This is a genomic window from Spirosoma sp. (genome assembly GCF_048594605.1).
In the GTDB taxonomy this organism is placed as follows: Bacteria; Bacteroidota; Bacteroidia; order Cytophagales; family Spirosomataceae; genus Spirosoma.
In genome coordinates this window covers 1-15,373 of record NZ_JBMDWV010000417.1, presented here as the reverse complement: position 1 = coordinate 15,373, position 15,373 = coordinate 1, and the positions used below count along the sequence as shown (strand labels likewise).

Genomic DNA, 15,373 nt, shown 5'->3' with positions numbered 1-15,373 from the left:
TGTCGGATTGGTTATAATTCAGCAATTATACGAACTACATCGTTACGGCGGTTAATTTCCTGATTAGGTGGTATAACTTCTCTTTAAAGCTACTTATTTGGTGTTTCTACGCGCAGCTACGTAGCGTACAGATTAAATTATCGCTTTAGTTTACCCGAACTGTCTCCCCGTTCCAGCGTTTCTACTTCGGCTACGGTTGCCAGGTTTACGTCTCCCGGAATGGTGTGCTTCAGAGCCGAAGCCGCTGCGCCAAACTCAACGGCCCGTTGCAAATCGTTGAAGGTCAGCAGCCCATAAATTAATCCGGCAATGTACGCATCCCCCGTTCCAATACGGTCGGTAATGGGCCGAATGTCATACACTCTGGACTTGTAGACAGCTTTACCATCGAATAATTTTGCCGACAGCTGATTGTGAGAGGCACTGATGGAATTACGTTTCGTGTCGGTTGTGTACCGGATGTTCGGAAAGCGTTTCATCATGGCCAGACCGGCTTCCTGAAACGTACTGCCTACTACGCCATAAATTTCGGAGAACAAGCCTTTGCCACCCAGAACCAGGGTACATCCTTCGGTTAAGGCAGGCATAATCTCCTGCGGAGTGCGTCCGTATTGCCAGAGATTACTACGGTAAACAATATCGGCCGAAACAGGAACACCTAATCGGTTTGCTGTTTGAATACCCGCCAGCAGACAGTCGGCAGCGCCTTGGGAGAGGGCGGGCGTGATACCTGTCCAATGGAACCAATCGGCTCCGCTCAGCACCGTTTCCCAATCAATTTCGTTGGGCTGGATACGTGCAAAAGCCGAATCGAACCGATCGTAAATAATCTGACTGGCCCGACTTCCAGCGCCCGTCTCCAGAAAATAAAGCCCTAGTCTGCCATCGCCATAGCGAATATACTCTGTGTTGACATCGTACTTTCTGAGATAACCCGCAGCCGCCCGGCCCAGCGAATGGTCGGGAAAACGCGTAACGTGGTAAGCACGTAACCCAAACTGAGAGAGTGATACCGCTACGTTCGCTTCTGTCCCGCCAAAGTGCATTGCTAGCGTATCTGTCTGCGTAAACCGTTCAACTCCGGGTGGACTTAAGCGGAGCATAACTTCGCCAAATGTGATAATTTTCATGAGATTGATTGGTTGAATGATTGAACAAAATTCAGGAGGCAGTAGTGTACCGCTCCGGTATTCCGGTCAATCACTCATTAAATAAACTGACTACTTTTTTCCAATTCTTCGGCTTTAACCGGCTCCAACTTAGGCAGGACCAGGTGAATAATGATTAAGGCCAGCAAATACGTACAACTGGCGATAATAAACATTGGCAGGTAACCAAAGGCGGTAATGATACGTCCGGCCAGCAGAGCCAGCAAAATGCCGCCTACCGCCCCAAACATACCACCAATGCCGGTTACTGAAGCCACTACGTTCTTGGGAAAGAGATCGGACGCGAACGTATACATATTGGCCGACCAACCCTGATGAGCAGCTGTTGCCAGCGAAATTAAGGCAATGGCAACCGTCAGGCTACTTGTCTGGGCCGCAAAAAATATCGGAACAACACAAAGGGCACAGATCAGCAGGGTTGTTTTCCGGGCACGATTCGCCGACCAGCCCCAGTGCATAAACTGGGTACTGAGCCACCCGAAGAAGATACTGCCCGCGTCAGAAACCACGTAGATAATCAGGAAAGGAATCCCAAAACTTTTCAGGTCGAGCTTCTGATCGAGCGCATCGTTCGAGTTGAAAAAATCAGGTAACCACGACATAAAGAACCACCAGATTGGGTCGGCCATGAATTTTCCGATGGCAAAAGCCCATGTTTGCTTATAGCCTAGCAGACGTGCCCACGATACGTTCGCCCGGGGCATTTTTTCCACGTCACTACGTATATAAGCCAGCTCATCGGCCGAGAGTTTGGCACTGCGCTCGGGTTTGCTATAGGTAAACCACCAGAAAAGTAAAAGACCAAAGCTGAGGAGTCCCGTTACCAGAAAGGAACTTCGCCAGCCGAATTGTAGAATCAGGTAGGGGATGACAAGCGCGGTCAGAATGATTCCGACGTTAGTACCTGCATTGAAAAGCCCACTGGCAAACGAGCGTTCGTGCCGGGGAAACCACTCAGCTATGGTTTTTATGGCCGCCGGGAAGATAGCGGCTTCGCCCAGACCCAGAAAGGCCCGTGCCCACCGTAGCCCGGTTATGTTTCCAACAAAAGCAGTCAGAACGGCTGCAATGCTCCAGGTTAGAATACCCAGCGAAAAGCCCCGCTTGGTACCAATGCGATCAATTAACCATCCAACCAGCAAAAAACCAAGGGCATAAGCAAATTTAAAGGCCGCGTCGACATCCCCATACAGTACTCTAAACCGATCCGTTGCTTCCTGAGTAAGAACCGAATTCGGCGACAGATCGAGCATTTCCTTGCGAAATACTTCGTCGGTCATGGTGAACGATAAAACTTGCCTGTCGATGTAATTGATTGCCGTTGCCAGAAACAGCAGGGCAACAATGCGCCATCGGAAGCTGCCCGAAGTAGTAGGCGTTTGCAAAACAAATTAAGGTTTAGGGGAGAAAAGGTCGAAAGATAACTTATATATCGAAAATAGTCGATAGTCGTCGGGCGATAGAAGCTTACTACTTACTGACGATTATGGACATATAGTTATTGACTATCAACTATCATATGCTTGAACAAACCTGGCGGTGGTTCGGTCCGAACGACCCCGTATCACTGAGCGATGTCCGGCAGGCAGGGGCTACCGGTATCGTAACGGCCCTGCACCATATTCCGAATGGCGAAGTATGGCCACGTAGCGAAATTGAAAAGCGAAAAGCGTTCATTGAAGAAAATCATCTGACGTGGTCAGTCGTGGAAAGTATTCCGGTGCACGAAGCCATCAAAACCCGGACCGGAAACGTTCAGCAGTACATCGAAAATTATAAAGAATCAATCGTCAATCTGGCCCAGGTGGGTATCGATACGGTCTGCTACAATTTCATGCCTGTTCTCGACTGGACGCGTACAGACCTCGACTATCCCATGCCCGACGGTTCGACGGGTCTGCGTTTCGATGCGACGGAATTTGCTGCTTTTGAGCTTTATATTCTTCAGCGAACGGGTGCCGAATACCTCTATACTGATGAGCAGAAACGCCGGGCAAAGGCTAAACTCGACTCCATGACGGATGCTGAGGTGAAACGCCTGACGAGAACGATCATTGCCGGGCTGCCCGGTTCCGAAGAAAGCTATACGGTTGATCAGTTTCGTGATGCGCTGGCTACGTATGCCGACGTGGGTGATCGCGAATTGCGCCAGAATCTGTACGCCTTCCTGCGTGAAATTGTACCCGTGGCAGAGTCAGTGGGCGTTCGGCTGTCGATTCATCCTGATGATCCACCGTATCCAATCCTGGGATTACCGCGTGTGGTGAGCACGGAAGCCGATGCGCGTGCATTACTGGCCGCTGCCGATTCGCCTGCAAACGGAATTTGTTTCTGTACAGGTTCCTATGGCGTTCGGGCGGATAATGATCTGGCGGGCATGGCCGAACGACTGGGACCGAAGATTCACTTCATCCACCTACGTAGTACGCAGCGCGACGCGAACGATTATTTCGAGCGAGGCAGCTTCCAGGAGGCCAATCACCTCGAAGGCGACGTACCAATGCCGAACGTAATGCTGGCGCTGTTGAATGAGCAGAAACGACGGAAAGCTGAAGGACGTACAGATTTGCGGATGCCTTTCCGCCCCGATCACGGTCATCGCATGCTCGACGATCTGACATCAGGAAAACGGGCCAATCCAGGCTACACTGCCATTGGGCGATTGCGCGGCCTTGCAGAGCTACGTGGTTTAATGGCGGGGTTGTCGGTTGAACGATAAGTAAGTTGTCGACAGGCTTTATGACCGAGTTTTCCGTTCGTGCCAATAGCTAATCAAAACATTAAAAAATAAGAAGAGCCGGGAGAAACAACTCGGCTTTTGCTTTTACTACTATGACGACAACTGCGCCCGCTCCGACGTTTTTATCCGACGATTTCCTGCTGCAAACTGAAACCGCCCGTCGACTTTATCATGATTACGCCCGGCCGATGCCAATTATTGATTACCACTGCCATCTGCCACCCGATCAGATAGCGGCCAATAAGCAGTTTGAAAATATTACTCAACTGTGGTTATACGGCGATCATTACAAATGGCGGGCCATGCGTACACACGGTGTTGATGAGCGTTACTGCACCGGTGACGCGTCGGACTGGGAGAAATTCGAGAAATGGGCCGAAACGGTTCCGTATACACTACGTAACCCGCTCTATCACTGGACGCATCTGGAGCTGAAAAATCCGTTTGGCATTACGGACGTATTGAAGCCAACTACGGCCCGATCTATTTACGATGCCTGCAATGAGCAATTGCCGCATTTGTCAGCACAAAATCTGCTGAAGCATTTTGACGTTCGGGTTGTTTGTACGACCGACGATCCGCTGGATTCGCTGGAGCACCATCGGGCACTTGCAAAAAGTAATTTTAAAGGTAAGGTTCTTCCCACATTTCGGCCAGATAAGGCAATGGCAGCCGACGATCCCGTTGCTTTTCGGGCGTATGTACAGAAGGTCGGCGAGGTGACAAACCGCGAGATTCGGACCTTATCGCACTATCTGGATGCGCTCAAGTCCCGGCACGATTACTTTGCTGAAATGGGTTGTCGGCTGTCGGATCATGGTCTGGAAATGATTTATGCCGAGCCGTATACCGAAAGTGAAATCGAAACGATTTTCACGAATCTGACCCTGAACTGGCAGGAGGGCATGAACGTATTTAGTCCAGTCGACATTCGGAAGTTTAAGTCGTTCATGCTGGTGCAATTTGCCGAGTGGGACCACGAAAAGGGTTGGACACAGCAGTTTCACCTCGGCGCACTACGTAACAACAACCTACGCCGATTGCGCGAACTGGGCCCTGATACGGGTTGGGACAGCATCGGTGATTTCCCGCAGGCAGTTTCTCTATCCCGATTCCTGGGTGGCCTCGACGACCGCAACAAGCTGGCGAAGACGATTCTCTATAACCTGAATCCGGCCGATAACGAAGTGATAGCGACCATGATTGGAAACTTCAATGATGGCTCGGTACGAGGTAAACTCCAGTTTGGTTCAGGCTGGTGGTTTCTAGATCAGAAAGACGGTATGGAAAAGCAAATCAACGCGCTCTCAAACATGGGTTTGCTCAGTGCGTTTGTGGGTATGCTGACCGATTCACGAAGCTTTGTGTCGTATCCTCGCCACGAGTATTTTCGGCGAATTTTGTGCAATATGTTCGGCAACGAAATCGAAAAGGGTGAACTCCCTAATGACGTAGACTGGGTCGGTCAGATTGTGCAGGACATATGCTATCACAATGCTGAACGGTATTTTGGCTTTAAGCTGAGTTAATGCACCATACGTTTGTCGAAACGAACGGCCTGCGGCTACATGTCGTTCAAGCCGGGCCAAGTGATGGTCAGCTTGTTATTCTGCTGCATGGATTTCCTGAATTCTGGTATGGCTGGCGACATCAAATCGATACGTTAGCTAAAACCGGTTTTTGTGTTTGGGCTCCCGACCAGCGCGGATATAATCTGAGCGATAAACCTTCCGGCATTGCAGCTTATGGCCTGGATACGTTAGCTGCCGACGTAGTGGGATTGATTGATGCGGCCGGTCGGCAGAAAGCCGTAATTGTAGGCCATGATTGGGGAGCGGCCGTTGCCTGGTGGACGGCCGTTCTTTACCCGGAACGTATCGAACGATTGATTGTCCTGAATGTTCCTCATCCGATGGTTATGCAACGGTTTGCCCGTCGCGATATGGGGCAGATGCTACGTAGCTGGTACATCGGGTTTTTCCAGTTGCCGTGGGTGCCTGAAGCCTTATCCCACCTGGGCAATTGGTCTATGCCTGTTCAAACGCTACGTTCAACTAGTCGACCCGGTACGTTCACAGATGCCGATTTACAGCAATACCGAACGGCCTGGTCGCAGCCAGGGGCGTTTACAGCGATGGTCAACTGGTATCGGGCGGCCCTGCAAAAACCACCCGCTCGCCAGCCTTCGATTCGTGTTACGGTTCCGACTCTGTTAATCTGGGGCGTCCGCGATCAGTTTCTGAAACGCGAAATGGCTCAGCTTAGCGTGGATTTATGCGACACCGGACGTATCGTATTTTTTGAAAATGCCACGCATTGGGTGCAACACGAAGAAGCCCAGCGAGTAAATGAGCTGATAACTGATAGCAACAGTCGTTAGTGATTCTACTGCTTGTAGACCTTACCGTCTTTCATAACGAACATAACGGTCTGTAGCGTTTTGATATTCTGAATCGGATTTTCGCCAACAGCGATAATATCGGCTAGCTTTCCTGCTTCAATCGAACCAATTTGCGAATCCATACCCAGCAGTTTAGCATTTATCAGTAACGCTGATTTGATCGCTTCAACGGGTGGCATGCCCGCTTCAACCATGTATTCAAATTCTTTGGCGTTGTAGCCATGGATGAACACCCCCGCATCCGTACCAAAGGCAATTTTTACGCCTGCTTTGTACGCTTTCCCAAATGTTGCCTGAATTTTTGGCCCAATCGCTAAGGCTTTGGGCACCACCAAAGGCGGATAGTAACCGAAGTGCCGCGCCGAATCAGCCGCCGTTTTGCCCGCAATGATCGTTGGGACATAGTACGTACCGTATTTTTTAAATAATTCGATCGCTTCGTCGTCCATCAGCGTACCGTGTTCAATCGTTTGTACACCTGCCCGAATGGCCCGTTTCATTCCCTCAGCACCGTGTGCGTGAGCGGCTACGGGAAAGCCGTAATCTTTGGCAGCATCGACCACCGCTTTGACTTCTTCCTCCGTAAACTGAGGGCCAGAACCATCTTTCGCATTACTCAAAACGCCACCCGTTGCCGTGATTTTTATCAGATCAGCCCCATCCTTGTAGCGTTGCCGAACGGCTTTGCGAGCGTCTTCTGGACCATTAATCACGCCATCTTCCGGGCCAGGATCACCCATTAGATCTTTGCGGTAGCCGTTGGTTGGATCAGCGTGCCCGCCAGTTGTGGCAATGGACTTGCCGACCGTCAGGATGCGCGGCCCGTCTACCAATCCCGCGTTGACCGCGTTACGTAGTGATACGTTCACACCCGAACCACCCAGGTCGCGAACAGTCGTAAAACCTGCCAGTAGCGTTGTTTTGGCATAGCGAGCGGCCCGATATGCTACGTCGGCCGGATTACTGGTGAAGCCATCAATTGCACCGCCCCGGCGTGTCTGGCCTTCCAGGTGAACGTGCATGTCAATCAGGCCGGGGAGAACGGTTCTGGATTTCATATCCAACACCTGATCTTTACCCGTTGGGGCTGTGTATCCCTTTTGAACAGCCGTAATTTTACTGCCCTCAACGACAATAGTCATTTGCGGTTGGAGATTATTACCAACGCCATCAAATAGATTTCCGCAGTGAATAAGCGTTCGTTGGGCGAATAGGGGAGAGGACAGCAGAGCTAGCGCAGCCAGCAGGTATAGTTTTTTCATGAAATAAGTTGGTTGGGTACAAAAAGGGCTGTAACCGTTCGTTACAGCCCTAAAATACAGCTTATTAGTATTAAAATCTATCGCTTCACAATAACGCCGTCGGCTACGAAGGTCAGCGCTTTTTCGGGCTCGGTAATTTTTTCAATTTCTTCCTGTGATTTACCCGCGTCTTTGGCAAAATGACGCAGATCGGCTACGGGCGTTGTGGTGGTTTCGGCCGTGCCTTCAACAACCACGGTTTTGCCAACAATGTCTTTCGGAACAAAGAAACCGTAATCTTTAAACGTAACGCGCATGGTTTGGCCATCGCCGGTTTTTACATTCATCCAGCAGCCTTTCACTTTGCAGACCGACTCAACTGTACCTTCCACTTTGGCGGGAATTTCGGTTTTATCGCCCATTTTGGTGGCTAACTGCGTAGCGGGGATGGCACCGTTATCGGTGATTTTTTTGCCGTGGTAGCTGATTTCACCCTGGGCGAAAACGCCAAACGAAGCGGCTACGAGAAAGCTGGTAATCAGGAACGTTTTCATAATATTTTGGAGAATAGTACGTCTACTACGTCAAAAACACTACGTGTGTTGTTTGCTCAAAAGTAATTATTTAGATGCATTCTTAAAAACACGTATTTTTCACGGCGCTCTGAACGAAGGGTTTCGGTAGCGTACGAATGCTAAGTTCGCCAAAATTTTGGTTAATTTTGGTAGAAATGAACCCGCTTATATCGACAATGAGTTCATGCTACAGAAGCCATCGTGATGAAAAATTGGATCAAACGATTCGGGAAATTCTTTTCGTACTCTTTTGCTGAGCAGGCATTAGTGCTGAAGGCTTTTTGGCTTGTTCTGATGATTCGGTTAGCCTTAAAGTTTTTCTCGTTTCATCAATTCAGGCGACTGTATGCTTCTTTTCTGCAACCTGCTTCCGCGACAGAAGTGGCCGATGCGCGTATCAGGCAGTACGTCTGGGCAATCGAACGGGTCAGTGGTCCGCTGGCGGCTGTCTGTCTGCCACAGGCATTGGCGTTGAAATTCTTTCTACGAAGTGACAAACGAAGCGAAATAGTTATCGGAGTCGATAAAAAGAGCGGTTTCAGTGCGCATGCGTGGGTAGAAAAAAACGGCAAAATCCTGATTGGCGATACGCCCCAAATGAGTTTTCAACCCCTGTGGAAGTGGCAATAAGTTATTATGTACTACGTGCTTTTAACGCCTGAAAACCAATGGAACAACTGCGTTTAAGTGAGCAGCAGAAACGCCTTTTTGCCGATTATCAAGCATTTGTTAACATAGTAGATGGGTTTTCGGAAGAGCAATTTAAGCAACACATTGGTGAGAAATGGGCGGTAGCAGACGTAGTACAGCATCTCTATCTGTCCGCTCGTCCGGTAGCTCGTTTGATGGCTGGTTCACGCGACGTACTGCTCCAATGGGGCAAGCCTGACGGAGAATCGAGAGCCTATGATGCTATTTCGTTAGCCTATCAGCAACGGTTGAGAATGGGTGTTAAAGCTCCTGAACCGTTTACGCCCCGGCCGGAGGATATGCAGGCTGACAAACGGGATATTATTGAGCGATTGGTCACTACGTATCAAGCCATCATTGAGGCCCTGAACAACTGGACTGATCAGGAATTAGACGACTACGTAATACCGCATCCGGCGCTGGGCAAATTAACGGTCCGGGAAATGATTCAGTTTATCAGCATTCACACACAGCATCATTTGCGGTTGCTGCCAAAATAAAAAAAGGAAGGTGAATGAACCTTCCTTTTTTATACGACTCAATCGGCAGTTTATCGGGCAAGACGTACCCCTCCACGGCCCACTTGTCCAAAATAATAGTTTACGCCAATTTTCAGTCGCCCGCCTTTGCCCCGGCTAACGGTTGGGTCAATTTTGTTGTAAAAGCTACTTTCGTAAGAAAGCTCGGCTCCTAACCGGCGTAAAATCCAGGCCATTACGCCAATTTCTAAGCCGACACTGGTATATTTTGCCTTCGTTTCGGCTGAGATATTATCAGAAAATTCGCGGCCGCTGTTCAAGCTGGCACCAATAAAGCTGCTAATACGAGTCCGGAATGGATAATAGCGGGCAAAAGCGCCAATCTGGCGAGCCCGATACTTATTGCCCACCAGTCGATCGCTGTCGTACCGCAAACCGGCAGCAAAGCCCGGCTGAAAAAAATAGCCTGCCCGCAAATTCGCTGCTAAATACACCTGGCCGCTTGTTGTGCCCATACCGATACCACCACCGCCAAAAAGATTACCCTGCTGAAACCAGTTTAGCTGGTGTGTTTGCTGATAGTTTAGCGATTTGTCTACTTCTTCCTCTAATTTTTCGCTGGCTCGAACGGCCTTCTCACGCGTTTCTTCGCTGATAATCGGTTTGGATCGACCCGTTGAATCGGATTGATTCTGGGCTAGTGAGACTGCCGATAAGCACGAAAGCAGTGTTATAGTGGTAAGTATTTTTTTCATCGTCGTTGAGATTAGTACCTTAAAACCTTTGTCCTATTAACTGTAAAGCCAAAATAAGGTTTGGTTACAGGACCGTTATCCTGAACCGAATCAACAAAAAGCGTCTTCCCGATTATCGGGAAGACGCCGTGTGAGATCTGCTACGTAGTGTCGATTTATTTTTTCAACTGGTCGATCAGCAATTCCGTTTGTTCGATGGATACGGCCGGGAAATTGGCAATCCGAATCTGCGACTCTTTAAGTTTGCCATAGCCACTTCCTACAATCATATTAGCTGCTTTTGCATTGGCTATTACGTCTGGAGATGGTTTGGTTGTGTTTGCTACAACGACCGTTTGCGACCGATGCCGCTCCTGTTTTACGAAAGGTTCGTAATCGGCTGAAGTCTCTAAAAACTTATAGAGCATGCGGGCCTTTTCCTCTGTTTGTTTCCGAATCGTATCGATGCCGATGCGGTTAAAATCTTCTGCGATTTTTCCGAGCAGATAAATGTACAGTACGTTTGGCGTGGCTGGTGTTTCAAACGTTTTATAGTGTTTCCAGAGCGTCGGTAGCGTGTGGTGGGCTCCAATCGTCAGGGCATCGTTCTGCAAAAGGTATTCCGCTTTCTCCAGACAGCTTTGGTTCGAAATCCAGACCCCCAGACCAGCCGGCATACCAAACGCTTTTTGAACGGAGAAAAATGCCGAATCAATCAGGTTGAAATCCAGATCGGGGTATGGTGCCGACGAGACGATATCGACACAGAACAATTTCTTTGGGTATTTGCGCTTTAGCTTGTGTATCTCGGAGGTGCGCATCTGAACGCCCGATGAGGTTTCGTTGTGCGTCAGACAAACAAGTTCTGCGTACTCAGGTACGTCAATATCCGCTGCGTCAAAGCCTTCGCCAAATGGCTTTTCCTGTAAGTGTGCATGCTTTTGCAGGGCGTTGGCATAATCGTAAAATTTTTGCGAGAACGAACCATTGACGAGGTGAAAGCTTTCATGCTCTACACAGTTCAGGATTATGCGTTCCCATACTTCCGAAGCCGATCCTGTAAAGAAAATTCCGTGTGATTTTGGAATACTCAGCAACACACGTAGCTGCTCATCCGCAAATTGATAAATATCCCGAAAGCGTTGGCTGCGGTGCGAAATGGAGCCAATTTGCTCATCCAGTGCCCGTTGCAGATGCTGGTAAAAGGTAGGATAAAGCTCGGCTGGACCGGGAGTGAAGTAAGTGTTTTTCATAGATAATGATTGAATTGTGGATGATTGAATAATTGAACAGGGTTCGCGTCCGCTGTTCAATTATTCAATCATCTACAGTTCATCAATTAATATAAAAGTCTAAACTTAATCGTGTTATCAATACCTTTCAACTCCTGCACAACTTCGTCGGCGTATTCTTTTGCTACGTCCGTAATTACGTAGCCAATCTGTTCGTTGGTTTTCAGATACTGACCGTGAATGTTGATGTGGTACTTCGCAAAAATATTGTTCATCTGAGCCAGAATACCCGGTACGTTCGCATGTATATGCAACAGGCGGTGAGCACCTTTCAGGAGAGGCAGTTGTAGTTCAGGGAAGTTTACGCTACCGTACGTACTGCCATTGTTGATGTATTCGAGAAGCTTGCCAGGTACGAAATTGCCGATGTTTGCCTGCGCTTCTTCCGTGCTTCCACCAATATGAGGTGTCAGAATGACATTCGGCAGGTTACGTAGTGCGTTGGTAAATTCTTCGTTGTTGGTTTTCGGTTCATGCGGAAACACATCGACACCCGCTCCCGCAACTTTACCGCGCTCAATGGCATCGACCAGAGCCGGAATATCCACGATATGGCCACGCGAAAGATTCAGGAAAATAACCCCATTTTTCATCAGACTAAACTCCCGATGGCTGATCAGGTTCTTGTTTTCCTTACGTCCATCCGTGTGCAGACTGATAATATCTGATACGGCCAGCAACTCATCCAGCGATTTGCATTTGCGGGCGTTGCCAAGAGCGAGTTTATCGACAACATCGTAGAAGTACACTTCCATGCCCAGCGCTTCAGCCACTACCGACAGTTGCGTGCCAATGTTTCCGTAACCGACCAGCCCCAGTTTTTTACCCCGAACCTCGAAGCTATTTTTTGCCGATTTGTCCCATCCGCCGTTATGCATCGAATTACTCTTCGGCACAATACTCCGAATAAGCATGATAATCTCGCCAATGGCTAGTTCAACCACCGAACGTGTATTGCTATATGGCGCGTTAAAAACAGCAATGCCTTTTTGGGTGCAGGCGTCAAGATCGATCTGGTTCGTACCGATGCAGAACGCTCCAACGGTCATGAGTTTATTGGCATGTTCCAGAACACGCGCCGTTACGTTGGTTTTCGAGCGAATTCCCAGAATCGATACGTCCCGAATGGCTTCAATCAGTTCGTCTTCGTCGAGGGCACCTTTTCGGATCTCTACATTAAAGCCCTCCTGTTCAAACAGTTGAACCGCTACGGGGTGCACGTTTTCCAATAGTAGAACTTTAATTCGGCTTTTCGGATACGACTGGCTGCGGCTCAAATTGTTGTGGTATAAAAATTCATCGAGAGAAGGTGCCACATAATCAGCTTTTTCCACAACGCGGGGACGCATTACGTTTTCAGTGAAGGCATAAAACCGATTCGCCAGGCCCGAAGCTCTGATTTCATAATCGGTATAACCATCGCCAATGACGTACACTTCGCCATCGAGATTCAGATTCCGAATTACCTGCGACTTGCCGCCGTTCGCAGAAAGCGGATTTTCTGGATCGAAGCTGGTAATGGCCCCCGATTCATCAAAAATGAACGTATTGGCAAATACATTTTCTTCACGAACGCCCAGCGACGTAACGATCGGAACAATGAATTCTTTGAAGCCATTCGAAACGACGTATATGTGCTCGGCGTTCTCGGTCAGAAACTGTTTGTTACGTTTAAACGAATCCGAAATCTTACCCATCAGATTCTCGATAAGCGCAGGCAGTTGGTCACGGTGAGCTTTCAGTAAACCCAGTCGTAGGTTAAGCGATTCAGTAAACGAAATTTCGCCCGACATGCCGCGATCGGTGATGGTTTTAATTTGATCGAGTACATCATCCCGATCGGGACGGCCAACGAGCGAGATTTCACCCAGTACGTCGAGAGCTTCGACCTTTGTGAAGGTGCTGTCGAAATCGATAATGTAATACGTCTGTTCGAGAGATTTGGTAAGCATGGTTGAAAGACCGCCGTTTCAGCGATTTGTTGAATCGTCTTGTTGTTGTGTCAAATTAGAATCGGATAAAAACGATAACGCCCGTTTTTCTGACCAGGATGTACTCTGAATACCACCGTTTTTAGACGGAAATCCACAGTGGCCGCCTTGCTCTGGAAACTCCATCCATACGTTGGGGAGTTCCCGGGCTAACGTAGCAGGGAAGCATTCGGGTGAGAGAAACGGATCATTTTTAGCGTTGACGATTAGTGTAGGAATGGTAATTGTTGGTATAAACTGTAACGAACTGCTCCGGGTATAATAATCTGTTACGTCCCGAAATCCGTTCATGGGAGCCGTAAACAGATTGTCGAACTCCCGAATGCTACGTGCCTTACGTACTGCTTCGGTTGGAAAAATTCCCGGCATTACGGCGGCTTTCTGCATCACTTTCTGCTTGAGCGTTCGATTGAACCGGTAGTTGTAAACCAGGCTATCCCATTGTTCAAGCCGCCGGGCCGACCCCATCAGATCGAGCGGTACGGAAAACACAACGGCTTTTTTGATCGCCGGATTGATCGACCGGCCCTGCTCTCCCAAATATTTTAGCGTTACGTTGCCGCCCGCACTGAAACCCGTCAAATAAATAGAGGAATACCCTTTGTTGAGCGCGTACTGAATCACAAAGTGTAAATCGCCCGTTTCGCCTATGTGATAAAAACGCTCCCGGCGATTCATTTCGCCACTGCAGGAACGGTAATGCCAGGCCAGACAATCAAAACCGTTTTGCGTCAAATGTCGCACCATCCCGGCCAGATACTGGCTGGTTGAACTTCCTTCAAGCCCATGGGAAAGGATGACGAGAGGCAGAGGGCATGGGGCATTGGGACTGGTGGGGGGGGACGCTACACCCTCTACCCTCTGCCCTCTACCCTCTGCCCAATCTAAGTCCAGAAAATCGTCGTCGGGGGTTTCAATACGTTCGCGGACGTAAGAAACCTCAACCTTGCGAAAGAGCGAGGGAATTATGGTTTGCAGGTGGCCATTCCACAAACGAGTGGGCGGCTCATAACTTGATGGGGCAATCAGCGGCATTATCAGACGCGGGCGATTGAAGCCGCAAAGGTAACGCTTCTGTCGGTTAGACGGTTGGTAAATGCTAAAAATCGTAGGTTTGCTCTGCCTAGATACGTTTAGTAGCCTGTTCTCCTACATAACTTAAAAAATCTATAGCGCTAGTTCCTTCTCAGTTACAATCGTCAGGACTTCGGTATCCGTAAGCCGTTGCGCCAGCCCCAGTGTTTTGGGTAGCTCATAATGAAAGAAAAACTTCATCGTATGAATTTTTCCTTCGTAAAAGGACAGATCATCGCCCTGTGGAATTTGAGTGAGCAGCGCCTGTTTGGCAACAATCGCCTGTTTAAGCCATTGCCAGGCAACAACCACAATCCCGAATAATTCCAGAAACAACGTAGCGTCGGCCAGATACCGTTCAATATCACCCTTCTGCGCATGGGGCATTAGGCTTTTTACTACGTCCTGTGTTCGTTTAAGCTCAGCGGTCAGTTTATCGGCGTAGGGTTTCAGATCGTCGAACGTACTGGCTTCAGCAATGGTTTTGCCTATTTCGGCAAACAGCAACTGCGGAGCTTTACCGCCTTTCATCGTCATTTTTCGCCCTAGTAAATCCTGCGCCTGAATACCTGTTGTGCCTTCATAGATGGGCGTGATACGTATATCGCGGTAAAGTTGCTCAACCGGAAAATCTTCCGTAAAGCCGTAGCCACCAAAGGTTTGAACGCTCTGACTAACCGATTGTACACCCATTTCGGATGGATACGATTTGGCGACCGGCATTAACAGGTCAAGGAGCAAAAAGGCGTTTTCTTGCTCTTCGCCCTCTGCTACTTCGCTGATGTCGTACAGGCGGGCCGCTTCCAGCAACAGCGACAGCGAACCCTCTGTTACGGCTTTCTGAAACAAGAGCATTCTGCGCACATCTGGATGATTAATGATGGGTGTCTGGGGAGAATCCAACTGACCTTTTTCATTCAACCGTCGGCTTTGCGGACGTTCTTTGGCGTATTGTAAGGCCGCATAATAAGCCGCCGTCGCGATGGC

14 protein-coding genes are annotated in these 15,373 nt (G+C 49.0%); 5 read left to right on the top strand and 9 right to left on the bottom strand.

Annotation, left to right across the window (positions count from 1 at the left end; translation table 11 throughout):
- Positions 1-137 precede the first annotated feature (137 nt).
- Together ACOJS8_RS26015 and ACOJS8_RS26010 are read right to left on the bottom strand one after the other, a co-directional pair.
- Complete coding sequence (locus ACOJS8_RS26015; RefSeq protein WP_420151479.1) at positions 138-1,130, bottom strand: PfkB family carbohydrate kinase; 993 nt, start codon at positions 1,128-1,130, stop codon at positions 138-140.
- A 77-nt stretch (positions 1,131-1,207) separates the two neighbouring features.
- Positions 1,208-2,554, bottom strand: coding sequence for an MFS transporter (locus ACOJS8_RS26010; RefSeq protein ID WP_420151478.1), 1,347 nt, complete (start codon positions 2,552-2,554; stop codon positions 1,208-1,210).
- Positions 2,555-2,688: 134 nt separating this feature from the next.
- Between ACOJS8_RS26010 and uxuA the strand changes: the two genes are divergently transcribed.
- The 3 genes from uxuA (at position 2,689) to ACOJS8_RS25995 (ending at position 6,289) form a co-directional block, all read left to right on the top strand.
- Positions 2,689-3,888 (top strand): mannonate dehydratase, encoded by a 1,200-nt coding sequence (gene uxuA, locus ACOJS8_RS26005; protein ID WP_420151477.1) that lies wholly within the window; start codon positions 2,689-2,691, stop codon positions 3,886-3,888.
- 113 nt (positions 3,889-4,001) lie between these two features.
- A complete protein-coding gene (uxaC, locus tag ACOJS8_RS26000; protein ID WP_420151476.1) occupies positions 4,002-5,438 on the top strand; it encodes a glucuronate isomerase in 1,437 nt (478 codons plus the stop codon).
- The gene (locus ACOJS8_RS25995; protein WP_420151475.1) at positions 5,438-6,289 is read left to right on the top strand and encodes an alpha/beta fold hydrolase; all 852 of its coding nucleotides are present in this window, start codon (positions 5,438-5,440) and stop codon (positions 6,287-6,289) included. The genes uxaC and ACOJS8_RS25995 overlap by 1 nt, the downstream gene beginning before the upstream one ends.
- Before the next feature lie 5 nt (positions 6,290-6,294).
- Here ACOJS8_RS25995 and ACOJS8_RS25990 read toward each other — a convergent pair whose 3' ends face one another.
- The gene (locus tag ACOJS8_RS25990) at positions 6,295-7,572 is read right to left on the bottom strand and encodes an amidohydrolase family protein (protein ID WP_420151474.1); all 1,278 of its coding nucleotides are present in this window, start codon (positions 7,570-7,572) and stop codon (positions 6,295-6,297) included.
- A gap of 77 nt (positions 7,573-7,649) precedes the next feature.
- A complete protein-coding gene (locus ACOJS8_RS25985; protein WP_420151473.1) occupies positions 7,650-8,105 on the bottom strand; it encodes a DUF4920 domain-containing protein in 456 nt (151 codons plus the stop codon).
- Between the two features lie 225 nt (positions 8,106-8,330).
- On the opposite strand from ACOJS8_RS25985, the gene ACOJS8_RS25980 reads away from it, so the two are divergent.
- A complete protein-coding gene (locus ACOJS8_RS25980) occupies positions 8,331-8,756 on the top strand; it encodes a lasso peptide biosynthesis B2 protein (RefSeq protein ID WP_420151472.1) in 426 nt (141 codons plus the stop codon).
- A 38-nt stretch (positions 8,757-8,794) separates the two neighbouring features.
- Positions 8,795-9,316 carry a DinB family protein gene (locus tag ACOJS8_RS25975; protein ID WP_420151471.1) on the top strand — a complete coding sequence of 174 codons (522 nt, stop codon included), beginning with the start codon at positions 8,795-8,797 and terminating at the stop codon, positions 9,314-9,316.
- 50 nt (positions 9,317-9,366) lie between these two features.
- Here the strand turns inward: ACOJS8_RS25975 and ACOJS8_RS25970 are convergent, their stop codons facing one another.
- The 5 genes from ACOJS8_RS25970 to ACOJS8_RS25950 form a co-directional block, all read right to left on the bottom strand.
- Positions 9,367-10,050, bottom strand: coding sequence for a hypothetical protein (locus ACOJS8_RS25970; protein ID WP_420151470.1), 684 nt, complete (start codon positions 10,048-10,050; stop codon positions 9,367-9,369).
- 155 nt (positions 10,051-10,205) lie between these two features.
- Entirely contained in the window at positions 10,206-11,282 is a 1,077-nt protein-coding gene (locus ACOJS8_RS25965) for an aminotransferase class V-fold PLP-dependent enzyme (RefSeq protein ID WP_420151469.1), read from the bottom strand.
- Positions 11,283-11,368: 86 nt separating this feature from the next.
- Positions 11,369-13,273: a phosphoglycerate dehydrogenase gene (gene serA, locus ACOJS8_RS25960; protein WP_420151468.1), complete on the bottom strand. Its 1,905-nt coding sequence runs from the start codon at positions 13,271-13,273 to the stop codon at positions 11,369-11,371.
- A gap of 18 nt (positions 13,274-13,291) precedes the next feature.
- Positions 13,292-14,347, bottom strand: coding sequence for a YheT family hydrolase (locus ACOJS8_RS25955; protein WP_420151467.1), 1,056 nt, complete (start codon positions 14,345-14,347; stop codon positions 13,292-13,294).
- Between the two features lie 132 nt (positions 14,348-14,479).
- The coding region (locus ACOJS8_RS25950; protein WP_420151466.1) for an acyl-CoA dehydrogenase at positions 14,480-15,373 on the bottom strand (894 nt) is incomplete at its 5' end.